Origin of the sequence: Paracoccus indicus (assembly GCF_003056335.1) — a bacterium.
Lineage (GTDB): Bacteria > Pseudomonadota > Alphaproteobacteria > Rhodobacterales > Rhodobacteraceae > Paracoccus > Paracoccus indicus.
Genome location: NZ_PYWA01000010.1, coordinates 98,386 through 120,712 on the forward strand (window position 1 = coordinate 98,386; position 22,327 = coordinate 120,712).

Below are 22,327 nucleotides of genomic sequence, written 5' to 3' on the forward strand. Positions count from 1 at the left end.
ATGGCAAGTTGGCAGGCGAAACACCGCGATCCGCTGTTCGACCAGTCCACGCAGGCGGCCCTGGAACGGCGCGGCAAGGAATTGCTGGGTGCGGGGCTGATCCTGCTGGCGCTGCTGGTCGGCATGATGCTGGGCAGCTGGTCGGCGGACGATCCCAGCTTCCTCTCGGCGACCGATGCGCCCGCGCAGAACATGCTGGGCAGCTTCGGCGCCTATGTCGCGGCCCCCTTGATGATGATCGCGGGCTATGGGTCCTGGATGCTGGTGACTGCCGCCGCCGTCTGGGGTCTGCGCCTGATGCTGCACAAGGGCGAGGAACGCCTGATGCGCGGCATCTTCACCCCCATCGCCGTCGCGCTGGTCTCGATCTATTGTAGCACGCTGACGCCGGGTCCGGAATGGCAGCAGAATTACGGCATGGGCGGCCATTTCGGCGACATGATCATGGGGGCCTTCCTGAACCTGCTGCCGATGAAGGCGCAGCTGGGCATCCGCCTGGCCGCGCTGATCGTGGCGGTGGCGACGGTCAGCGCCGGGGCCTTCGTCCTGGGCTTCAGCAAGGCCGAGCTGATGGCCCTCAGGTCGCGGTTCCTGCGCGGTCTGGCCACGGCGCTGCATCTGTCGCTGCGTGCCATCGACGGCGGTGCCGCGCTGATCCAGCGTCTGCGCCAACCGCGCACGGCCCAGGATCACCCCGGGCGGGTTGAACCCGCCCCGTCGCGGGCCCGCGCCACCCCTCCGGCCTTCCAGCTGGAAGAGGAAATGCCCGAGCCCGAGCTGATCGAGCGGGATTCCGATTACGAAGGCGATGCCCCCACCGACGAAGAGGTTCGTGGCCGCATCAGCGACGCGATCCGCAGTCATGCAACGAAATCCTCGGTCCTGAAGGCGGTGACGTCGAAGCTGGCCCGCGACGGCGTTCCCGCGCAGGAAGATGCCGCACCCATGCCGCTGGACGAACCCGCGCCCCGCGTGGTGCCGAAGGCCGCCCCCAAGGCTGCCGCGACCATGACCGCGCGCGAACTGCCCGCCGAGGACAGCGCCAACGGCTATGAACGCCCGCCGCTGGACCTGCTGTCGATGCCCGATGCCGCTGATCAGGCCCCCATCTCGGAAGAGATGCTGATGGAGAACGCCCGCGCGCTGGAGGCGGTGCTGGACGATTACGGCGTCAAGGGCCAGATCACCGAGGTTCGCCCCGGCCCCGTCGTCACGCTCTACGAGCTGGAACCCGCGCCCGGTCTGAAGGCCAGCCGCGTGATCGGTCTGGCCGATGACATCGCCCGGTCGATGTCGGCCCTGTCGGCGCGTGTCAGCACGGTTCCGGGCCGCAGCGTCATCGGGATCGAACTGCCCAACGCCAAGCGCGAGAAGGTCGCCTTCCGCGAGATCCTGGCCAGCCGCGCCTTCAGCGACGGCAAGCACCCGCTGCCCTTGGCCCTGGGCAAGGATATCGGCGGCGATCCCATCGTGGCGAACCTTGCCAAGATGCCCCACCTGCTGATCGCCGGGACCACGGGTTCGGGCAAGTCGGTGGCCATCAACACGATGATCCTGTCGCTGCTCTACAAGCTGACGCCGGATGAATGCCGGCTGATCATGATCGACCCCAAGATGCTGGAACTCTCCGTCTATGACGGCATCCCGCATCTGCTGTCCCCCGTCGTCACCGACCCCAAGAAGGCGGTCGTTGCCCTGAAGTGGGTCGTGGGCGAGATGGAGGACCGTTACCGCAAGATGTCCAAGATGGGCGTGCGCAACATCGAAGGCTATAACGGTCGCGTGGCAGAGGCCTTGGCCAAGGGCGAGATGTTCAAGCGCACCGTCCAGACCGGCTTCGACGAGGATACCGGCGACGCCATCTGGGAGACCGAGGAATTCCAGCCCGAGGCCTTCCCCTATATCGTCGTCGTCGTGGACGAGATGGCCGACCTGATGATGGTCGCGGGCAAGGAGATCGAGGCCTGCATCCAGCGTCTGGCGCAGATGGCCCGCGCCTCGGGCATCCACCTGATCATGGCAACGCAGCGGCCTTCGGTCGATGTCATCACCGGCACGATCAAGGCGAACTTCCCGACGCGGGTCAGCTTCCAGGTGACCTCGAAGATCGACAGCCGCACTATCCTGGGTGAGCAGGGGGCCGAGCAGCTGCTGGGTCAGGGCGACATGCTGTACATGGGCAATGGCGCGCGCATCACCCGCATCCACGGTCCCTTCGTCAGCGACGAAGAGGTCGAGGAGATCGTGAACCACCTGAAATCCTTCGGTCCGCCCAGCTACAAATCCGGCGTGGTCGAGGGCCCCGAGGATGACAAGGCCGATAATATCGACGCGGTTCTGGGTCTGGGTGGCGGCGACAATGGCGACGATGCGCTTTACGATCAGGCCGTGATGATCGTGGCCAAGGACCGCAAGTGTTCCACCAGCTATATCCAGCGCAAGCTGGCGATCGGCTATAACAAGGCCGCGCGGCTTGTCGAGCAGATGGAGGATCAGGGCGTCGTTTCACCTGCCAACCACGTGGGCAAGCGCGAGGTTCTGGTGCCCGAAGTCTGAGGCACCGTCAGGAACGACATGACACTCTGGAACCTGCATTTCCTGAACGCGCGTCACGCCGTGACGCGCCACATGGCCGAGATCCGTGGGGCTGCCAAGCAGGCGGTCGCGTTGACGGGTCAGCATGCGGATCTGCCGCGGTTCGATCTGGTGATCCGTGCCCTTCCCGGGGGCGGCATTCCCGATTGGGGCGTCGGTGGTCATGCGCCATCGCCGGGCATCATCGAGGTGACGCTGAACCCTGACCGCTTCTCCGAGGAGCATCTGATCCGCACGCTGGTTCACGAGATGCATCACCTGATCCGATGGGACGGGCCGGGCTATGGCAAGTCGCTTGGCGCGGCGCTGGTCAGCGAGGGGCTGGCCGGGCATTTCGTGCTGCAGGTTCTGGGCGGCAGGCCGGACCCGTGGGATGCGGTTCGCCCGGCCTCGGTCGTGGCGCGTCAGGCGATGAATGAATGGGCGCGGTTGGATTACGATCATGCGCGCTGGTTCTTCGGGCGCGGTGATCTGCGCAAATGGACCGGCTATGGTCTGGGGCACAGGCTGATCGCCGAGCATCTTACATCATCCCCCGAGGATGATGCCGCATCACTGGCCTTGGCGCCCGCCGATGCCTTTCGTCCCGCGATGCGGCGCCTGCTGGCGACCGAGGGGGAGGAGGGCGAAACCGGGAATGAGGGCGGCGAAAGCTGATTGCGTCCCGCGCGCGCCGGGGGGCTTTGCGCCCCCCGGACCCCCCGCAGGGTATTTTCGCAACCAGGAAGTCTGCTCAGCCCTTGCGCAGGCCGAGCGCCAGGCCGATCAGCAGCCCTGCAGCAGCGCCGCCCAGATGCGCCTGCCAGGCGATCGAGGGCATCATCACCGTCAGCGCGACGTTCAGCAGCAGGATCAGCCCGACGGATCGGATCAGGGGCGCCAGCGGTTTGTGGCGGCGGGTCAGGTTGACGGTGGCATAGCCGACCAAGGCACCCGCGAGGCCGAAGACCGCGCCCGACGCGCCGATCATCGGGCCGGCCTGCGGTTGCATCAGTGCGAACAACAGCCCCGCCGCGATCTGGCAGGTCAGATAGGTCAGCGCCATCGCCCGTGATCCGATCATCCGGGTCAGCTCTCGCGCGATGGCCACCAGCGAGATCATGTTCATCGCCAGGTGCAGCATGCCGTCGTGCAGCAGCCCGTAGGTCAGGAACATCGTCACGCCCTGGGCGGGATAGAGCCCGACGCCCTGCATCAGCAGCGGCGACCAGAAGGCGCCCAGCATGAAGGCCGCGGGACGCAGCTGGGGATAGCCTGCCAGATCGGCGAGGGTGAGGACCGCCTCGGCCGCGATGCAGAGGACGATCAGCGCCCGCACCCAGAGGGGCAGGCGATGTCCGGTGTCAGTCATCGGCGCGGATCTGGCGGGCCTCGTCGATCAGCATGATCGGGATGCCTGCGCGGATCGGGAAGGCCAGCCCTGCGGCGCTGGAGACCAGTTCCTGCCGTTCGGCGTCGTAGTGCAGGGTCGTATGGGTCACCGGGCAGACCAGCGCCTCGAGCATGTGGCGGTCGTAGTCGGATTGGGTCATTGCAGGCGTTCCTCGGGTTCGTCGCCGCGCAGGGCGAATTCGATCAGGCCGACCAGCAGTTCGCGGCGGTCGACCAGAGTGGGGGATTCGAGCAGCGCCTGCTTGTCGCCATGCGACAGGGGCAGCATCATCGAGAGGGAATTGATCAGCAGTTCATCCTCGGCCTGGGCGGCGGCGTCCCAATCGGTCGAGAGGTCGCGGCTTTCCATGTAGCGGGCCAGCAGGTCGAAGAGCGCCTGCCGGTCCATGCCGGGATCATGTTCGGGCTGGCCGCGGTCGCGCGCGAAGGACGACCAATCCACTTGCGCCTGCAGGTAGGGGGCGAAGCTGTCCTGCACGTCCAGCAGGCGGAACCGCGAGATTGCGCCAAGCGAGATCATCATCCGCCCGTCGTCGTTTTCGTTGAAGGACACGATGCGCCCCGCGCAGCCGATGGCCGAAAGGCCGTCAGCCTCGGGCTGGACCATGCCGATCATGCGGTGGCCGGTCTTCAGCGTATCCTCGATCATCTGCAGATAGCGGGGTTCGAAGATATGCAGCGGCAGGCGCGAACGCGGCATCAGCACTGCCCCCGGCAAGGGGAACAGCGCGATGCGGTCGGGCAGATCGAGGCGCAGCGGCATCGATCAGGCGAAGATCATCGAGGAAAGGCGGCGGCGACCCTTCTGCGCCACAGGGTCCTTGCCCGGCAGACTGTCGAAGATGGTGATCAGCTGGGCCTTGGCGGCACCCTCGTTCCAGTCGCGATCCAGACGGAAGCTTTCCAGCAGGATATCGATGGCCTGTTCGACCTGCCCTGCGGCATGCAGGGCCTGAGCCAGTTCCAACCGGGCCTGCTGATCGGCGGGGTCGGCATCGACGCGCGCCTGCAGGTCGTCCAGCGGGCCTGCGCTTTCGGCCTGCTGGGCCAGTTGCAGCTGGGCGCGGGCGGCCTCGACGGGGTTCGAACCAGCGATGGCGGGGGGGACCTGCGTCAGGGTGGCCGCCGCCGCCGCGTGATCGCCTGCGGCCAAATGGGCGCGGATCAGACCGCCCCATGCCTCGGGGCTGTCGGGCAATTCGCCGATGATGGCGGTGAAGGTCTCGATGGCATCGGGGATTTCATTGTCCAGAACCATCTGTTCGGCTGCGGCGATGGCATCGGCCAGACCGCCATCGTCGCCGCCCATTTCGGCCAGCTTGTCGACGAACTGCTTGATCTGGCTTTGCGGGATGGCACCTTGGAAGGCATCGACCGGCTGGCCCTTGAAGAAGGCATAGACGGTGGGCAGCGATTGCACCTGCAGCTGCCCCAGGATCGCCTGGTTTTCGTCGGCATTGACCTTGGCCATGCGGACGCGGCCCTTGTGGCGGGCGACCTCGGCTTCCAGCATCGGGCCAAGCGTCTTGCAGGGGCCGCACCAGGGCGCCCAGAAGTCGACGATGACCGGCACCTCCATCGAGGCCTCGACGACCTCCTTCATGAAGTCAGCCTGCGACACGTCCTTGATGAAGTCATCGGTCTGGGGTGCGTTGCCGGCACCATCGAAAAGCATTGTCATCTTGTCCCCGGTCATTCGGTTCGCGTGGTTGCGCCTAATATGGGGGGTGAAGGCGTTGAACAAAAGGGCGGATTGCGCGTTACGACCCCGACGCGCCCTCACGGGCATGTGACGAAAACGACCAGGAGAATGGGGAACCGGATGAGCGAAACCACAGAAACCACGCGGGAGCTGCCTCCGCTGCATCTGGCATTGCTGCCGATCGTGCTGACATTGGGGCTGCTGGCGATCCAGCTGTTCTATTACGGCGATTTCACGCCGCATATCCCGCTGGTGCTGGGGCTGGCCATCACCGGTCTGCTGGGTGTCATGCGCGGCCAGAAGTGGATGGACATCCGCGAGGGCGTCTTTCACGTCATTCATGTATCCATGCCATCGCTCTCGGTGCTGATCGTCGTGGGCATGATCATCGGGGTCTGGATCGCATCGGGCACGGTGCCGACGCTGATCTATTACGGGCTGACCCTGTTGAACCCGCAGATATTCCTGGCGGCGGCGATGATCCTCTGTGCGGTGGTTTCGCTGTCCCTGGGGACCAGCTGGGGGACGGTCGGGACCATTGGCGTCGCGCTGATGGGCATCGGCGCGGGCTTCGGCATTCCGCCCTATTGGACGGCAGGGGCCATCGTCTCCGGTGCCTTCTTCGGCGACAAGGTCTCGCCCCTGTCGGATACGACGAACCTGGCCCCGGCGGTCACGGGCGTGAACATCTTCGATCACATCAAGAACATGCTGCCGACGACCGTGCCTGCCATGCTGATCGCCTTGGCCGTCTATCTGGTGGCGGGATATTCGCTGATCACCCCTGCAGCCACCAGCTTCGAGCGGATCGAGGCCATCACCGACACCCTGTCGGCGCAGTTCACACTCGGCATCATCCCGTTGATCCCCGCGCTTGTCGTGGTCGCGCTGGCCATTGCCAAGCGTCCGCCGCTGCCGTCGCTGTTCACCGGCGTGCTGCTGGGCGCCATCGTCGCGATCTTCCTGCAGGGCGCGGGGCTGCATGACGTCTTCAGCTATGCGCAATCGGGCTATTCGATCGAAACCGGCGTCGCCGATATCGACAGCCTGTTGAATGCGGGTGGCATCCAGTCGATGATGTGGACGATCTCGTTGATGCTGATCGCACTAGGTTTCGGTGGCGCGCTGGAACGCACCGGTTGCCTTGAATCGATCATCAACGCCATCATCAGCCGCGTCACCAGCTTTTCCGCCGTGCAAAGCAGCGCCATCGCGACGGCCTTCGCCACCAACGTCGTGGCGGGCGACCCCTATATCTCGATCGCGCTGCCGGGGCGGATGTATGCGCCCCTTTACCGCGGCATGGGCTATTCGACGCTGAACCTGTCCCGCGCGGTCGAAGAGGGCGGCACCCTGATGTCGCCGCTGATCCCGTGGAACGCGGGCGGGGCCTTCGTCATCACGGCACTGTCGCTGAACATCATGGGCGGCGATCTGACCAACCTGTTGTATATCCCGCTGGCCTTCGCCTGCTGGACGGCGCCGGTGATCGGTATCCTTTATGCGCTGACGGGATGGTTCTCGCCCCGCGCCACGGATGAGGAACGTCAGGACTGGGATCGCCAGGACGAAGATGTCCTGGACCTTGAAGGTCACGCCCTGAGCGACGAGACCACGGCCTGACGACCGCGCCGCCCCCGCATCCGGGGGCGGCGTTTTTCACAGATCGAAGCTGGCCAGCACCGGGACGTGGTCGCTTGGCTGTTCCCATCCCCGGACGGGGCGCAGCACGCGGCTGCCATGGGCGGCCTGCGCGATGTCGCGGGTGGCCCAGATGTGGTCCAGGCGCCGCCCCTTGTCGGCCCCGTCCCAATCCTTTGCACGATAGCTCCACCACGAATAGAGCAGCCCCTGCGGGATGTCCTGACGGGTCACATCGACCCAATCGCCAGCCGCCTGCGCGGTCAGCAGATGCTCGACCTCGATGGGGGTGTGGCTGACGACCTTCAACAGCTTCTTGTGCGACCAGACGTCGTCCTCGCGCGGGGCGATGTTGAAATCGCCGACCATGATCGATTTCTCGGGGCGGTCGGCGTGGAAGACGTCGCGCATCTCGGTCAGGAAATCCAGCTTCTGGCCGAACTTCTCGTTCACCTCGCGGTCCGCGACGTCGCCGCCCGCGGGGATGTACATGTTGTGGATGGTGACGCCGTTCTCCATCCGCGCGGCGACATGGCGGGCATGGCCCAGCCCGACGTAATCGCGGTCGCCCGCATCGGTGATCGGCAGGCGCGACAGGATCGCCACGCCGTTGTAGCCCTTCTGCCCGCGCGCGACCATGTAGTTGTATCCAAGCGCGCGGAACTGCTCGACCGGGATCAGTTCGACGGGCGATTTGCATTCCTGCAGGCACAGCACATCGGGGGCTTCCTCGGCCAGGAAGCGGGCGACCAGCCCCTCGCGCAGGCGGACCGAGTTGATGTTCCAGGTGGCGATGGTGAACATTGCGGCGCTCCTTTGCGGTTCGGGCCGGACCCTAGCGGCGGGTCCGCATCCTGTCGAGGTCAAGGCTTGCCATGTGCGCCCCTGCCGCTATGCAAGAACCCACAGAGGGGAAACGGGGGATATCGACATGAAACTGACCATAGACGAGGCCTTGACGCGCGGCGGGACCGGGCTGTTCCAATGGCGGCTGCTGTGCATCTTCGGGCTGGTCTGGGCGGCGGATGCCATGCAGGTCATCGCGGTGGGTTTTGCATGGCCCTCGGTCGCGGCGACCTTCGGGCTGGACCGCGTGACGGCGCTGAACATCGGGACGGTGTTCTTCATGGGCATGTTCGTAGGCGCCTTCGCCTTCGGCAGGCTGGCCGACCGCGTGGGCCGCAAATGGGTGCTGATCGCCACCGTGGCGATGGATGCGGTCTTTGGCCTCGCCTCGGTCATGGCGGGCGACTTCACGGTCCTGCTGATCCTGCGCTTCCTGACGGGCGTGGCGGTGGGCGGCACGCTGCCCGTGGATTACGCCATGATGGCCGAGTTTCTGCCGCCCCGCTCGCGCGGTCGCTGGCTGGTCTGGCTTGAGGGCTTCTGGGCCATCGGCACCATCGTCGTTGCCCTGACCGCATGGGCCGCCGCCAGCATGGGCGCCGAGGCCCCCTGGCGCTGGATCTTCTTCGTGGCCGCCGTCCCGGCGCTGATCGGTTTCGGCCTGCGCTTCTGGATCCCGGAATCGCCGATGTACTTGGTCCGCAAGGGCCGCCAGGCCGAGGCGCGCACCGTCATCAACCGCATCCTGCGCATCAACGGTGCCTCGCCCCTGCCCGATGACGCGCATCTGCAGGCGGCGCAGGTGCCCTCGGGCAGCGCGACCTCGATCCTGTCCGAGCCGCTGCGCCGGTCCACCATCGGCGTGATGGCGGTCTGGTTCCTGGTATCGCTGTCCTATTACGGCGTCTTCATCTGGGTGCCGGGGCAGCTGGCCAGCGAAGGCTTCGGCTTCGTGCGCGGTTACGGCTTCCTGGTCATCCTGGCGCTGGCGCAGATCCCCGGATACGCGCTGGCCGCTTGGGGGGTCGAGGCCGTGGGCCGTCGCCCAACGCTGGCGGGCTTCCTGCTGCTCAGCGCGGCGGGATGCTTCCTGTTCACCATGGCCGGCGGCACGGCGATGGTCGCCGCATCCCTGATTATCATGAGCTTTGCCCTGCTGGGCACCTGGGGCGCGCTTTATGCCTTCACGCCCGAGCTGTACCCAACCCATCTGCGCGGAACCGGCATGGGCACCGCCAGCGCCGTCGCGCGTCTTGGCGGCATTCTGGCACCCAGCCTGCTGGCCTTTGTCTTCACCCGCAGCTTCACGCTGGCCATCGGGCTTTTCGCGCTGCTGCTGGTGCTGGCGGCGGCGGCGCTGCTGCTGATCCGCACCGAGACCCGCGACCGCGCCATCGGCTGAGGGTCGGAACGGAACGATGCGCCATCCGTTGGCGCATCACAGCAGGAAAGGACATGGCATGGGCCAACTGGTGAACGGGGTCTGGAAGGACCAATGGTACGACACCGACAGCAATGGCGGTGAATTCAAGCGCGACGCCGCCAGGTTCCGCGATTGGGTGACGGCGGATGGCAGCGCCGGACCGACCGGAGAGGGCGGGCACAAGGCCGAAAGCGGGCGCTATCACCTCTATGTCAGCCACGCCTGTCCCTGGGCGCATCGCACGATGATCTTCCGCGCGATCAAGGGGCTTCAGGATCACATCGACATCTCGGTCGTCCACCCCGAGATGCTGTCCGAGGGGTGGGAGTTCCGCAAGGATTTCGACGGCGCGACGGGCGACCGCCAGTTCGGGCTGGATTACCTGCGGCAGATTTATCTTAAGGTCCAGCCCGACATGACGGGGCGCGTCACGGTTCCCGTGCTGTGGGACAAGCAGACCGGCAGCATCGTGTCGAACGAAAGCGCCGACATCATCCGCATGTTCAATTCTGCCTTCGACGGCATCACCGGCAATACCGACGATTACCATCCCGCCGATCTGCGCGACCGGATCGACGCGGTGAACGACCGCATCTATGACACGGTCAACAATGGCGTCTACAAGGCGGGCTTCGCGACATCGCAGCAGGCCTATGACAAGGCAGTGGGGCCGCTGTTCGACAGCCTGGACTGGATCGAGGGGCTGCTGGCGGAAAACCGTTACCTGACCGGCGATCGCCTGACCGAGGCCGACTGGCGGCTGCTGACCACCATCTTCCGCTTCGACGGGGTCTATCACACGCACTTCAAGTGCAACCGCCGCCGCGTGATCGATTACCCGAACCTCTGGGCTTGGGCACGCGAGCTGTATCAATGGCCCGGAGTCGCGCAGACCGTGCATCCCGACCATTTCATGCGGCACTATTACTACAGCCACGACATGATCAATCCGCATCGCATTGTGCCTATCGGACCTGATGCCGATTGGAACGAACCCCACGGGCGGGAATGAAAAAAATGCCCGGTGTGAAAACACCGGGCAGTCCAACAGGGAGGGAGGGTGTGGCCGCATCCACCGGCCACTGGGCTTCATGGTTCCAACGTCGAAATCCCGTCCCGGTTCCCGCCCTGATTGCATCGGCGAAAGCCTGCCGATCCGGGGCCGAACCCGCTTCGGAAACGACCGTCAGGCGACCAGACGATAGCCGCCCGATTCCGTCACCAGCAGCCGCGCCGAGGAGGGATCGGGTTCGATCTTCTGGCGCAAACGATAGATGTGGGTTTCCAGCGTGTGCGTGGTGACGCCAGCGTTATAGCCCCAGACCTCGTGCAGCAGCACGTCGCGGGGAACGACACCGTCCTGGGCGCGGTACAGGAATTTCAGGATGTTGGTCTCCTTCTCGGTCAGGCGGATCTTGCGGTCCTTCTGATCGATCAGCATCTTCATCGCGGGCTTGAAGGTATAGGGCCCAAGCTGGAAGATCGCGTCCTCGGATTGTTCATGCGTGCGCAGCTGGGCGCGCAGGCGGGCCAGCAGGACGGGGAACTTGAACGGCTTGGTGACATAGTCGTTTGCACCCGCGTCCAGACCCAGGATCGTATCGGCATCGGTGTCATGGCCGGTCAGCATCACGATGGGGCATTTCACGTTCAGCTTGCGCAGCTTCTTGCACAGCTCTCGCCCGTCAGTGTCGGGCAGGCCCACGTCCAGAACGACCAAGTCGAAGATGGCATTCTTGGTGGCCTCGACGGCCTCGGCGCCGGTTCCGGCCTCGGTCACGTCGAAATCATCGGTGGCCACCAGCTGTTCGGCCAGGGCTTCGCGCAGGTCTTCCTCGTCGTCGACCAGCAGGATTTTTTTAAGTCCGGGCATGTTGCCTCCTATGGCTTGTTGATACTTGAGTGGGGTGCGCGCCCTTCTCCGTCCAGCAACATGTCGGAATTCTCACATGGAGTTGTCGGAAACGGGCGCTATGTTTCAATATGTTTCAAGAATGCGTGGCACGATGAGCCTGATCCCGACCCTTGCCGAAACCATCGCCCGCGCCCGCGCCGACCTGCGGATGGGCCTGCCCATCGTTCTGGGGGACCATATCGCGGCTGCGGTGGAAACCCTGTCGCCTTTGCGGCTCGCCGACCTGCGGGCCTTGGGTCAGCCGGTTCTGGCGCTGACCGACCGGCGGGCGCAGACGCTGAAGGCGCGTGCTTATGATCCGGGCGTCGCGCGGGTGATCGTGCCGGCCCATGGCGATCTGGCCTGGTTGCAGGCGCTGGCGGACCCCTCGGGCGATCTGATGACGCCGATGAAGGGCCCGCTGACCAGCGAGCGTGGCGGCGATGTCACCGCGCATCGCGCGGCCTTGGCACTGGCAAAATCGGCGCAGCTGCTGCCCGCGATGCTGCTGGTCCCCGCCCCCGCGCCCGAGGGGCTGACGCGGTTGAACCCCGGCCCGGTGATCGCGCAGCTTGCGACCGAAGCCGCAATGGCGCCCGTCGCCGCCGCCCGCCTGCCGCTGCAATGGGCCGAACGGTCGCGCCTGCACATCTTTCGCCCCGACGATGGCGGTGCCGAACATTACGCAGTGGAAATTGGCGATCCGCCCCGCGACGCCCCCGTGCTGGCGCGCCTGCATTCGGCCTGCTTCACCGGCGACGTGCTGGGCAGCCTGAAATGCGATTGCGGCCCGCAGTTGCACGCGGCGCTGGATGCCATGGGGCAGGCGGGGGCGGGGGTGCTGCTTTACCTGAACCAGGAAGGGCGTGGCATCGGGCTGGCCAACAAGATGCGCGCCTATGACCTGCAGAACCAGGGCTTCGATACGGTCGAGGCGAACCACCGCCTTGGCTTCGAGGATGACGAGCGGGACTTCCGCATCGGTGCGGCGCTTCTGCGCGGCATGGGGTTCACGGCGACGCGGCTGATGACCAATAATCCGCGCAAGGTGGCGATGATGGAAAGCCACGGCATCGCGGTTCCTGAACGCGTGGCGCTGATCACCCCGCGCAACCGGCACAACACCGATTACCTGGACACCAAGGCCGAAAAATCGGGGCATCTGCTATGAGCGGCGGCGACATGGTCCTGACCCCGATGGGGCTGCGGTTTCATGGGCGCGTCATTCCGTGCGCCATCGGCAAGACCGGCCTGACGCCCGCCAAGCGCGAAGGGGATGGCGCGACGCCTGTGGGCAGGCATCGGATCACGGGTCTGTGGTACCGTCCGGACCGGCTGGCGCGACCGACGCCTTGGGCGAGGCCCATCGGGCCATCCGACCTGTGGTGCGACGCCAGCGGTCATGCGGATTACAACCACCATGTCCGCGGGCCCTTTGCGGCCAGCCACGAACGGATGCGCCGCGCCGATCCGCTTTATGACCTAGTGCTGACGACCGATTGGAACTGGCCGGACGCGCGGGCCGGGGGCGGCTCGGCCATCTTTCTGCACCAGTGGCGCCGCCCGCATTTCGGTACCGAGGGCTGCATCGCCTTCGCCCGCAGCGACCTGCGATGGATCGCGGCCCGTGCGGCCCCCGGCACGCGGCTGATCGTGCCGCCCTTGGCCGGGCTGTCGACCTAACCGTAGTCGCGCGCCCCGAAAATGGCCGAGCCGACGCGGATATGCGTCGCGCCCTCGGCCACGGCGGTCTCGAAATCGCCGCTCATGCCCATGGACAGATGCGGCAGGCCGTTGTCGGCCGCCAGTTTGCGCAGCAGCGCGAAATGCGGCTGCGGGTCCAGTCCCTCGGGCGGGATGCACATCAGGCCGGTGGGGGAGAGGTCCAGCTGGGCGCAGGACGACAGGAAGCCCGGCAGTTCGTCCATCAGGATACCGGCCTTCTGGGGTTCGTCGCCGGTGTTGACCTGAACGAACAGCTGCGGATGGCGGCCCTGTTCCTGGATCTGCGCGGACAGCTTGCGGGCCAAGGTCATGCGGTCCAGGGTGTGGATCGCGTCGAACAGCTGGACGGCCTGCTTTGCCTTGTTCGATTGCAGCGGTCCGATCATGTGCAGTTCGATGCCGTCATAGCGGTCGCGCCAGCTGGGCCATTTGCCCTGCGCCTCCTGGACGTAGTTTTCGCCATAAATGCGGTGGCCTGCGTCCAGCACGGCCTGAACGCGCGCGTTCGGCTGGACCTTGCTGACGGCGATCAAGGTGACGCTGCCCGGGGCGCGTCCTGCGGCGGCTTCGGCCGCGGCAAGGCGGCTGGTAATATCTGTCAAACCCATGAAGCCACTGAACATAAAGAAAAGAGCGGGCGCAAGGCCCGCTCTTTCCGCAACTGCGTGATCTGGATCAGATCAGAAGTTGAACTGGACGCCCATGTCGGCGGTGACGCGCTCGTCATAGCCGCGCTGAACCGAACCGGCCAGCTTTGCGCCGCCCAGGTCGTAGGAAGCACCCAGACCGTAGGCATTGTCGGTGTCGTTGGTGTCTGCGTCGTTGTTGGTGACGTAGGCGCTGACGGTGGTCAGCGGTGCGACTTCGTAGCTGCCGTACAGGGTGACGGTGTTGCCCAGTTCCGAGTCGTCGAACGTGCCATCGTCGTTCAGCTGTTCGCCGTTGTCGAAGTACAGCATGCCGATGTCGGTCTTGTCGTTGAAGGCATACTCAGCACCGACGAAGAACTGGTCGTTGTCGTCGACACCGGCGCCGTTTTTCACATAGGCAGCCGACAGGGTCAGCATGTCGTTCCAGACGTAGTCGGCCGAGATGCTGTATTCCTTCTCGTCGTCGCCACCCAGATCGTCATAGACCTGGTCGGGATCGATGACCGAGGCGCGCAGGTTCACGCCGGCAATGGCATACTTGACCATGACGCCCATGTAGTCGGCGCGACGCTGGTTGGTGGCGTCGATGACGTTGGCGTAGGTCGGGTAGCCGTCGGTGTTGTAGGCGAAGAAGTCGCCGCGCGAGTTACCGAACGAACGCGAGTAGACGCCGATTTCCGAGTTGTACATCAGAGCGGCCGAGTCGTAGGCGGTGTTCGAGTTACCGACTTCGACGGTCAGACCGTTCGAGGTCACGTAGACGTAGCCGGGTGCAACGGTGGTTTCTTCGTCGCCCTGGTCCCACTGGATGCGGATGCGGCCACCGAATTCAACGTCCTGGTCGGTCGAGGTCGTCGCGTCGATGTTCATGCGCAGGCGCGACTGAACGATCGCGTCGCTGGCGGAGTAGACGTTGCCATCAGCGTCAACGCGGTCGCCGCGAACGCCGTCCTCTTGATACAGCACACCGGTGCGGCCGTAGCCCGAGATGGTGACGTCTGCCGCAGCGATGCCGGCCGTCAGGACCAACGCGGTCGTCGCGAAAAGAACCTTTTTCATGGTCGTGTTCCCTCTTGTCTCTCTGTTGCCCAAACCGGCCTCCCGCCTTGGGTATGTCTTGTTGTTTCCATCTTTCGAAATCGTGATGCAACGGAATCACCGGACCCCCCGGGGTTTCCCCGATCCTGTGATGCACAACCGCCACACCTTTCCGTGATCGCGGAACCCCGCGTTTTGCAGGGCTTGGGCGTGGCCAGAGGTGGTGGTGGCGGCCCGTGGCCAAGGCGCTTGTCGCGGGCGGTCGTTCCGCGTTAAAGCTGGCCCACGCGAAATACGCCCGGGGGACAGCATGAAGACCGCACGCGCCGCACGCCTGATGATCGTCACGACGCTTTGCGCGGGACTGGCCGCCTGTGGCGGGACGGCCGAACGCGCCTCGCCGCAGGAGCCCGAACGCGTGACCCGCATTCAGGACGTGCTTCTGCGGTCTGAAAATCCCAGTGCGACGGTCGGCGTGAACAAGTACCTGTGGAACGCCAGCCTTCAGGTGCTGAACTTCCTGCCGGTGCAGACGGTCGATCCCTTTACCGGCGTGATCCAGACGGGTTACGGCACGCCCCCCGGCGGTGGCCGGTCCTATCGCGCGACGATCCAGGTCAGCGACCCGGCGCTGGACGCGCGCAGCCTGCGCCTGTCGCTGCAGGGGCCGGGCGGTTCCGCGGTCGAGCCGGGCACCGTCCGCGCGGTCGAGGATGCGATCCTGACCCGTGCCCGCCAGCTGCGCATCCAGGACGGCCGGCTTTAAGGTCGCGCGCTTGCGGGTCTGGACACTGGACCCGCACTGGTCTGGGGTATAAACCGCGTGGCAAAACACATGCCCGAAGGTTGACCCATGCCCTATACCCCGTCCGAAAGCGAAGCCAACTGGCAGAAGGCCTGGGCCGAGGCCGGCACCTTTACCGCCATCCGCGACGAACGCCCCAAGTATTACGTGCTGGAGATGTTCCCCTATCCCTCGGGGCGCATCCACATGGGGCATGTGCGCAACTATACGATGGGCGACGTGGTGGCGCGGTTCAAGCGCGCCCAAGGCTTCAGCGTGCTGCACCCGATGGGATGGGACGCCTTCGGCATGCCTGCCGAGAACGCCGCGATGGAGCAGGGCGGCCATCCCCGCGACTGGACCTATGCCAATATCGCGACCATGCGCGAACAGCTGAAGCCGCTTGGCCTCTCCATCGACTGGAGCCGCGAGTTCGCCACCTGCGACGACGCCTATGTCGCCCAGCAGCAGGCGATGTTCCTGGACATGCTGGAGGCGGGCCTGATCACCCGCAAGTCGGCGCAGGTGAACTGGGACCCCGAGGACATGACCGTTCTGGCCAACGAGCAGGTCATCGACGGCAAGGGCTGGCGGTCGGGTGCCACGGTCGAGCGGCGCGAACTGACGCAGTGGTTCTTCAAGATCAGCGACTACAGCGACGAATTGCTGTCGGCGCTGGACGGGCTGTCGGGCTGGCCGGAAAAGGTGCGCCTGATGCAGGCCAACTGGATCGGCAAGTCGCGCGGGCTGCAGTTCCGCTTTGCCACCGTCGATGCGCCCGAAGGCTTCGACGCGATCGAGGTCTATACCACCCGTCCCGACACGCTCATGGGCGCAAGCTTTGCCGCGCTGTCGCCGGATCACCCGCTGGTGCGGAAGCTGGCCGAAACCCGTCCCGAGGTCGCCGCCTTCATCGAGGAATGCAAGCGCATCGGCACCACCGAAGAGGCGATCGAGACCGCGCCCAAGCTGGGCTTCGACACCGGCCTGACCGTCACCCATCCGCTGGACCCGAACTGGCAGCTGCCGATCTGGGTCGCGAATTTCGTGCTGATGGATTACGGCACCGGCGCGATCTTCGGCAGCCCTGCGCATGACGAGCGCGACCACGAATTCGCCACGAAGTACGGCCTGCCGATCCGCGCGACCTTCGGTCAGCCGGGGATGACGCTGGAACAGGCGGACGAGCTGGTCGCCACCGCGCCCTTCGTGCCGCTGAAATCCGAGACCGTCACCTATGTCCGCGGTTTCGCGGGCGATGCCGACCAGACCGGCGAGGCCGCGGTGGATGCCGCCATCGCCCATGCCGAGGCGCAGGGCTATGGTGAGGGGGTGACCAAGTTCCGCCTGCGCGACTGGGGCATCTCGCGCCAGCGCTACTGGGGCTGCCCGATCCCGGTCGTGCATTGCGACAACTGCGGCACGGTCCCCGAGGTCAAGGAGAACCTGCCGGTCCTTCTGCCGCAGGATGTGACGTTCGACGTGCCGGGCAACCCGCTGGACCGTCACCCGACCTGGCGTCAGGCGACCTGCCCGAAATGCGGCGGCGCCGCGCGTCGCGAGACCGACACGATGGACACTTTCGTCGATTCGTCCTGGTACTATGCCCGCTTCACCAGCCCCGGTGCCGACACGCCGACGAACCGCGCCGATGCGGATTACTGGATGAACGTCGACCAGTACATCGGCGGCATCGAACACGCGATCCTGCATCTGCTCTATTCGCGCTTCTTCGCCCGCGCGATGGTCAAGACCGGTCATCTGCCCGAAAAGGCCAAGGAGCCTTTCGATGCCCTGTTCACGCAAGGCATGGTCACGCATGAGATCTACATGACGCGGGACGACCGCGACCGGCCCGTCTATCACCTGCCCGAGGATGTGACCGACGGCAAGCTGGCCGACGGTCGGGCGGTGACGGTGATCCCTTCGGCCAAGATGTCGAAATCTAAGAAGAACGTCGTCGATCCGGTGAACATCGTCGAGAGCTTCGGTGCCGATACCGCGCGCTGGTTCATGCTGTCCGACAGCCCGCCCGAGCGTGACGTCGAATGGACCGCTGCAGGCGCCGAGGCCGCCTACAAGTTCCTGTCGCGCGTCTGGCGCCTGGCCGACGAGGCCCCCGAGGACGGCCCCGATGATCAGGATCTGACCCGCGCCGCCCATCGCGCCATCGCCGACGTCACCCGCGCGATCGAGGGCTTTGCCTTCAACAAGGCCGTCGCCAAGCTTTACGAGCTGGCCAATGCCGTCGGCAAGTCCAAGGCCGGGGGCGAGCCGCGCCGCGCCGCCCTGCGCATCATCGCCCAGCTGATGGCCCCGATGGTGCCGCATCTGGCAGAAGAGGTCTGGTCGAAATCGGGCGGGCAGGGCATGGTGGTCGATGCCGGCTGGCCCAAGGCCGATCCCGCCATGTTGGAGGATGACAGCGTGACCCTGCCCATCCAGATCAACGGCAAGCGCCGCGCCGAGATCACGGTCCCCAAGGACATGCCCAAGGGCCAGATCGAGGCGCTGGTCCTGGCCGATGATACCGTGCAGCGTTTCCTGGAAGGGGCTGCGCCGAAGAAGCTGATCGTGGTACCGGGGCGGATCGTCAATGTCGTTGCCTGACCGCCTGTCCCGCCGCGCGGTCCTGCTGGGCTTGGGTGCGGCCCTGGCCTTGGCGGGCTGCGGGCTGACCCCGGTCTATGGACCGGGGGGCGGCGGGACGAAGCTGTTCGGAAAGGTGCGCCCGCGCGACCCGGATACGCCCTTGGATTTCGTCTTCAACCAGCGGCTCGCCGAACGGATCGGGCCGGATGACGCGGCCATCTATGATCTGGACTATCGCATCAGCGCCACCGTCGCGGCCCAAGCCATCACCCCCGATGAGGTGACGACCCGCTATTCGCTGAACGGCACCGCCGATTTCACCCTGACGGGTCCGGGCGGGCAGGTGATCACCCAGGGCCGGGTCAGCAGCTTCACCTCCTATTCGACGACGGGGACGACGGTGTCGACCTTGGCCGCCGAAGGTGGTGCGCGCGAACGGCTGGCGCTGATGCTGGCCGACCAGGTCGTCACCCGCCTGCTGGCGGCTGCGTCGAAATTGCCGGAATGAGGTTTGCATGCTGCTGAAAGGCGGCGAGATCTCGCGCTATCTGTCGCGCCCCGACCCGTCGCGGCCGGGGCTGCTGATCTATGGCCAGGACCCGATGCGGGTCGCGATGAAGCGGGCCGAGGCGGTGCAGGCGCTGGTCGGCGAAAAGGCCGACGAGGAGATGCGCCTGACCCGCATGCCCGGTGCGGGCCTGCGAAAGGACCCTGCCCAACTGATCGACGCCGTGCGCGAGGTGGGCTTCTTTCCCGGACCGCGCGTCGTCCTGCTGGACGATACCCCCGATTCCGCCGCCGATGCGATTGCCGCCGCGCTGACCGACTGGCGGCAGGGGGATGCGGTCATCGTGGTGGCGGCGGGGGGGCTGTCGAAATCCTCGGCCTTGCGCAAGCTGTTCGAAAAACACGGGCAGGCGGTGACGGCACCGATCTATGACGATCCGCCCGGCCCCGAGGAGGTGACGCGCTGGCTGGCCGATGTCGGCCTGCACGAGGTGCCGCGCGATGCCATGAAGGAAATGATGCTGCTGTCCCGCGCTCTGGACCCCGGCGACCTGCGTCAGACGATCGAGAAGATCGGGCTGTACAAATACCAAGACCCCGCACCGCTGACGCCAGAGGAAATCGCCATGCTGGCCCCCGCGACCATCGAGGCCGAACTGGACGAGCTGATCCATGTCGTCGCCGAGCGGCGCGAGGCGGACTTCGGCCCCCTGATGCGGCGAATCGAGGGGCAGGGGATTTCCCCTGTGGCCCTGTGCATCGCGGCCTTGCGGCATTTCCGGACGCTGCATCTGGCGGCGGCGGACCCTGCCGGGCCGGGCGTGGCCTTGGCGCGGGCGCGACCGCCTGTCTTTGGTCCGCGGCGGGACCGGATGGCGCGGCAGGCGCAAAGCTGGGGGATGGGACCCCTGGAGGAGGCGGTCTCGACCCTGCTGCAGACCGACATGACGCTGCGCAGCGCCAGCCGCGCCCCGCAGATGTCGCTGGTGGAACGCGCGCTGCTGCGCCTGTCGATGAAGCCCCGGGGGCGGCGGTGACCGAACGGGTCGATGCGCTGGTGATCGGGGCCGGTCCCGCCGGGCTGATGGCCGCCGAGGCCTTGATGGGGCAGGGGCGGCGCGTCGTCGTGGCCGAGGCGATGCCGACGCCCGCCCGCAAGTTCCTGATGGCGGGCAAGTCGGGGCTGAACCTGACCAAGTCGGAGCCATCGGATGCGTTCTGGGGCAAGGTCGCCGGGGCGCTGCCCCGGACCCCGGGGTATTTCGACAACCGAGAAGCCTTCGGTCCCGCCGAGGTGATGGCATGGGCCGAGAGCTTGGGCGTGCCCTTGTTCACCGGATCATCTGGGCGGGTGTTTCCGGTCGGGATGAAGGCCTCGCCCATGCTGCGGGCTTGGCTGGAGCGGTTGCGGGCTGGCGGGGTCGAGCTGCGGTCACGCTGGCGGTGGGTTGATCTGGACGGCGGTTTCGGCTTCGCGACGCCCGAGGGGCGACAGGTGATTGCGGCGGATGCGGTGATTCTGGCACTTGGCGGGGCCAGTTGGCCTCGGCTTGGGTCGGATGCGGCCTGGGAGCCGGTGCTGGCGGGGGCGGGTGTGCCCGTCGCGCCGTTCCGGCCAGCGAACATGGGGTTTCGCGTCAACTGGTCGGATGCGATGGCGCGGGTGATGGGCGCTGCGGTCAAGGGAGTGGCAATCCACGCGGGCGATGCGGTCAGTCGCGGGGAATGGGTCATCACCCGGCAGGGGATCGAGGGGGGCGGCATCTATGAGGTGGCCGCGGCCCTGCGCGACGGGGCCGCGGGGCGAGTCGATCTGGCGCCCGATCTGGATATTTCGGCGCTGGCGGCGCGCTTCGGAAAACCGCGTGGCAAGCTGTCGCTTGGCAACTGGTTGCGCCGGGTGCTGGGCGATCCGGTCAAGGTGGCGCTGCTGCTGGAGTGGGGGCAGCCTCTGCTTGGGGATGCCGCCGATTGGGCTGCGACGGCCAAGGCGCTGCCGCTGCGCCACGACGGCCCGATGGGCTTGGAGCGTGCGATTTCCAGCGCGGGCGGCATCATGCGCGAAGGCGTGGACGAGGGGCTGCAATTGCGCGCCCTGCCCGGTGTGTTTGTTGCCGGAGAGATGCTGGACTGGGAGGCGCCGACGGGCGGCTATCTGCTGACGGCCTGTCTGGCCAGTGGACGCCGCGCGGGATTGGCCGCCGTGCGGGCGCTGAGCGGGCGCTAGAGCGCAGCGGCGCGTTGATGCGCCGGGCGTTCGCGCATCCGGTCCAGATAGGTCGTCAGGTCATGTTCCACGATGGGGAAACGCGCACCGAGCGCCCATGTCAGGCAATGGGTCAGGATGATGTCGGGAACGGTCATCTGGTCGCCCATCAGGAAGGGGCCTTCGCCCATGCGGTTCACAAGGGTCTTCTGGCTGGCCTCGAATTCCCACCGCAGGGTGTTCTTGATGGCGCTGAGGCGCATTTCCTCGGGGAGGATGAAGCTGTGGCGGGCGGCCAGCCAAAGGGCCGCATCGAATTCGTCCAGCAGGAATTGCGTCAGGCTGTCCTGACGGGCGCGGTCCAGCGTGCCTGCCGGATGGGTCAACTGGCCGTGGCGATCGGCCAGATAGGTCAGGATCGCGGTCGAATCGGTGATGGGCGTGCCGTCGTCGATCAGCACCGGCACCTTGCCCGCCGGATTGAACTGGGCCACGCCCTCGCTGCGGGGATTGGCCGGGATATGGGTATAGGGCTGGCCCAATTCCTCGAGCATCCATAGGACGCGGAAGGCGCGGCTTTTCGCGGTGCCGATGACGTTGTACATGACTGACCCCCTGTTTTTCCAACAGAAGGCCTGCATGCGGCGGTCGCGTCAAGCCGCGTTGATCAGGCCTTGCGGCAGGCGATCAGCTGCTGGCGGTACATCTCGGACCTCTGGCCGACCTGGGCCGCGACACGCATCAGCCAACCCTTGCGACGGTGGCTGCCACGGGAAAATCCGCCCCGCCCTTCGTGATAGGCCAGATACTGCGATGTCGCGTCATGCTTGGACAGGCCCAGCACGCGCTGGCTGCCGTCCATGTACCAGCCCATGAAATCGGTCGCGTCGCGGATGTTGTCGCGCTTGGCGCGGCGGTTGCCGGTCTTGCGCTGATATTCCTCCCACGTGGCATCCAGGGCTTGGGAATAGCCGAAGGCGCTGCTTTGCCGACCGATGGGAATGACGCCAAGCGCGTATTGATGGGGGGTGCGGGCGTCGCCGATGAACTTTGATTCCTGGTACATCGTGGCCATCTGCACATGAACCGGAACACCCCAACGGCGTTCGGTCTTCTTCATGGCCCGCAGATAGGCGGGGCGTTCCGCCACGATCGCGCAAGCGTTGTTCAACTGGCGCGGCGCGCTGTAGTTGCCACCACCGCATGAGGCCACCAGCCCCACGATGGCCAGCTTCAAAAGCGTGTTCATCCTGCCCTCGTCCTGCTCTCTTGTCCGTTTTTTCCTGATCATAGGGAAAAATCCCGCTCGGTGAAATCACAAACCCGGTGGAT

General features: G+C 65.9%; 22 protein-coding genes. 12 read left to right on the forward strand and 10 right to left on the reverse strand.

The window, feature by feature from the left end:
• Both DDE75_RS15460 and DDE75_RS15465 read left to right on the forward strand, forming a co-directional pair.
• Nucleotides 1-2,556, forward strand: a complete 2,556-nt coding sequence (locus tag DDE75_RS15460; protein WP_108503268.1) for a DNA translocase FtsK — start codon at nt 1-3, stop codon at nt 2,554-2,556.
• An 18-nt stretch (nt 2,557-2,574) separates the two neighbouring features.
• Nucleotides 2,575-3,252, forward strand: coding sequence for a DUF2268 domain-containing putative Zn-dependent protease (locus tag DDE75_RS15465; protein ID WP_108503269.1), 678 nt, complete (start codon nt 2,575-2,577; stop codon nt 3,250-3,252).
• A gap of 76 nt (nt 3,253-3,328) precedes the next feature.
• On the opposite strand, the gene DDE75_RS15470 is transcribed toward DDE75_RS15465, so the two are convergent.
• Genes DDE75_RS15470 through DDE75_RS15485 form a run of 4 tightly spaced genes read right to left on the reverse strand, consistent with a single transcriptional unit; the run spans nt 3,329 to nt 5,668 of the window.
• Nucleotides 3,329-3,946, reverse strand: coding sequence for a rhomboid family intramembrane serine protease (locus DDE75_RS15470; protein ID WP_108503270.1), 618 nt, complete (start codon nt 3,944-3,946; stop codon nt 3,329-3,331).
• Nucleotides 3,939-4,127 carry a Trm112 family protein gene (locus DDE75_RS15475; protein ID WP_108503271.1) on the reverse strand — a complete coding sequence of 63 codons (189 nt, stop codon included), beginning with the start codon at nt 4,125-4,127 and terminating at the stop codon, nt 3,939-3,941. The genes DDE75_RS15470 and DDE75_RS15475 overlap by 8 nt, the downstream gene beginning before the upstream one ends.
• Complete coding sequence (locus DDE75_RS15480; RefSeq protein ID WP_108503272.1) at nt 4,124-4,750, reverse strand: LON peptidase substrate-binding domain-containing protein; 627 nt, start codon at nt 4,748-4,750, stop codon at nt 4,124-4,126. The genes DDE75_RS15475 and DDE75_RS15480 overlap by 4 nt, the downstream gene beginning before the upstream one ends.
• A gap of 3 nt (nt 4,751-4,753) precedes the next feature.
• Nucleotides 4,754-5,668 carry a tetratricopeptide repeat protein gene (locus DDE75_RS15485; RefSeq protein WP_170310960.1) on the reverse strand — a complete coding sequence of 305 codons (915 nt, stop codon included), beginning with the start codon at nt 5,666-5,668 and terminating at the stop codon, nt 4,754-4,756.
• Between the two features lie 141 nt (nt 5,669-5,809).
• Between DDE75_RS15485 and nhaC the strand changes: the two genes are divergently transcribed.
• Nucleotides 5,810-7,312, forward strand: coding sequence for a Na+/H+ antiporter NhaC (gene nhaC / locus DDE75_RS15490; RefSeq protein WP_108503273.1), 1,503 nt, complete (start codon nt 5,810-5,812; stop codon nt 7,310-7,312).
• 36 nt (nt 7,313-7,348) lie between these two features.
• On the opposite strand, the gene DDE75_RS15495 is transcribed toward nhaC, so the two are convergent.
• Nucleotides 7,349-8,134, reverse strand: coding sequence for an exodeoxyribonuclease III (locus DDE75_RS15495; RefSeq protein ID WP_108503274.1), 786 nt, complete (start codon nt 8,132-8,134; stop codon nt 7,349-7,351).
• Between the two features lie 127 nt (nt 8,135-8,261).
• Here DDE75_RS15495 and DDE75_RS15500 point away from each other — a divergent pair, with 127 nt between their 5' ends.
• Nucleotides 8,262-9,578 carry an MFS transporter gene (locus tag DDE75_RS15500; RefSeq protein ID WP_108503275.1) on the forward strand — a complete coding sequence of 439 codons (1,317 nt, stop codon included), beginning with the start codon at nt 8,262-8,264 and terminating at the stop codon, nt 9,576-9,578.
• A 58-nt stretch (nt 9,579-9,636) separates the two neighbouring features.
• The gene (locus tag DDE75_RS15505) at nt 9,637-10,611 is read left to right on the forward strand and encodes a glutathione S-transferase family protein (protein ID WP_108503276.1); all 975 of its coding nucleotides are present in this window, start codon (nt 9,637-9,639) and stop codon (nt 10,609-10,611) included.
• Between the two features lie 174 nt (nt 10,612-10,785).
• On the opposite strand, the gene DDE75_RS15510 is transcribed toward DDE75_RS15505, so the two are convergent.
• Complete coding sequence (locus DDE75_RS15510) at nt 10,786-11,472, reverse strand: response regulator transcription factor (protein WP_108503277.1); 687 nt, start codon at nt 11,470-11,472, stop codon at nt 10,786-10,788.
• Between the two features lie 133 nt (nt 11,473-11,605).
• Here DDE75_RS15510 and ribA point away from each other — a divergent pair, with 133 nt between their 5' ends.
• Both ribA and DDE75_RS15520 read left to right on the forward strand, forming a co-directional pair.
• Nucleotides 11,606-12,664: a GTP cyclohydrolase II gene (gene ribA / locus DDE75_RS15515; protein ID WP_108503278.1), complete on the forward strand. Its 1,059-nt coding sequence runs from the start codon at nt 11,606-11,608 to the stop codon at nt 12,662-12,664.
• Nucleotides 12,661-13,176, forward strand: coding sequence for a L,D-transpeptidase family protein (locus DDE75_RS15520; protein ID WP_170310961.1), 516 nt, complete (start codon nt 12,661-12,663; stop codon nt 13,174-13,176). The genes ribA and DDE75_RS15520 overlap by 4 nt, the downstream gene beginning before the upstream one ends.
• On the opposite strand, the gene DDE75_RS15525 is transcribed toward DDE75_RS15520, so the two are convergent.
• Together DDE75_RS15525 and DDE75_RS15530 are read right to left on the reverse strand one after the other, a co-directional pair.
• Nucleotides 13,173-13,841, reverse strand: coding sequence for a YggS family pyridoxal phosphate-dependent enzyme (locus DDE75_RS15525; protein ID WP_272482573.1), 669 nt, complete (start codon nt 13,839-13,841; stop codon nt 13,173-13,175). The two genes, DDE75_RS15520 and DDE75_RS15525, sit on opposite strands and share 4 nt — an antisense overlap.
• Nucleotides 13,842-13,898: 57 nt before the next feature.
• The gene (locus DDE75_RS15530) at nt 13,899-14,927 is read right to left on the reverse strand and encodes a porin (RefSeq protein WP_108503279.1); all 1,029 of its coding nucleotides are present in this window, start codon (nt 14,925-14,927) and stop codon (nt 13,899-13,901) included.
• Between the two features lie 289 nt (nt 14,928-15,216).
• Here DDE75_RS15530 and DDE75_RS15535 point away from each other — a divergent pair, with 289 nt between their 5' ends.
• The 5 genes from DDE75_RS15535 (at nt 15,217) to DDE75_RS15555 (ending at nt 21,016) form a co-directional block, all read left to right on the forward strand.
• Nucleotides 15,217-15,672, forward strand: coding sequence for a DUF3576 domain-containing protein (locus DDE75_RS15535; RefSeq protein ID WP_108503280.1), 456 nt, complete (start codon nt 15,217-15,219; stop codon nt 15,670-15,672).
• Between the two features lie 87 nt (nt 15,673-15,759).
• Nucleotides 15,760-18,300, forward strand: coding sequence for a leucine--tRNA ligase (leuS, locus tag DDE75_RS15540; RefSeq protein WP_108503281.1), 2,541 nt, complete (start codon nt 15,760-15,762; stop codon nt 18,298-18,300).
• Nucleotides 18,287-18,790: an LPS assembly lipoprotein LptE gene (lptE, locus tag DDE75_RS15545; RefSeq protein ID WP_108503282.1), complete on the forward strand. Its 504-nt coding sequence runs from the start codon at nt 18,287-18,289 to the stop codon at nt 18,788-18,790. Before leuS ends, lptE begins: the two co-directional genes overlap by 14 nt.
• 7 nt (nt 18,791-18,797) lie before the next feature.
• On the forward strand, nt 18,798-19,826 hold the full coding sequence (gene holA / locus DDE75_RS15550) for a DNA polymerase III subunit delta (RefSeq protein WP_108503283.1): 1,029 nt from the start codon (nt 18,798-18,800) through the stop codon (nt 19,824-19,826).
• Complete coding sequence (locus DDE75_RS15555; protein WP_108503284.1) at nt 19,823-21,016, forward strand: BaiN/RdsA family NAD(P)/FAD-dependent oxidoreductase; 1,194 nt, start codon at nt 19,823-19,825, stop codon at nt 21,014-21,016. Before holA ends, DDE75_RS15555 begins: the two co-directional genes overlap by 4 nt.
• On the opposite strand, the gene DDE75_RS15560 is transcribed toward DDE75_RS15555, so the two are convergent.
• A complete protein-coding gene (locus DDE75_RS15560) occupies nt 21,013-21,600 on the reverse strand; it encodes a glutathione S-transferase family protein (protein WP_108503285.1) in 588 nt (195 codons plus the stop codon). The genes DDE75_RS15555 and DDE75_RS15560 overlap by 4 nt on opposite strands.
• Nucleotides 21,601-21,662: 62 nt before the next feature.
• Nucleotides 21,663-22,244: a transglycosylase SLT domain-containing protein gene (locus DDE75_RS15565; protein WP_108503286.1), complete on the reverse strand. Its 582-nt coding sequence runs from the start codon at nt 22,242-22,244 to the stop codon at nt 21,663-21,665.
• Nucleotides 22,245-22,327 lie beyond the last annotated feature (83 nt).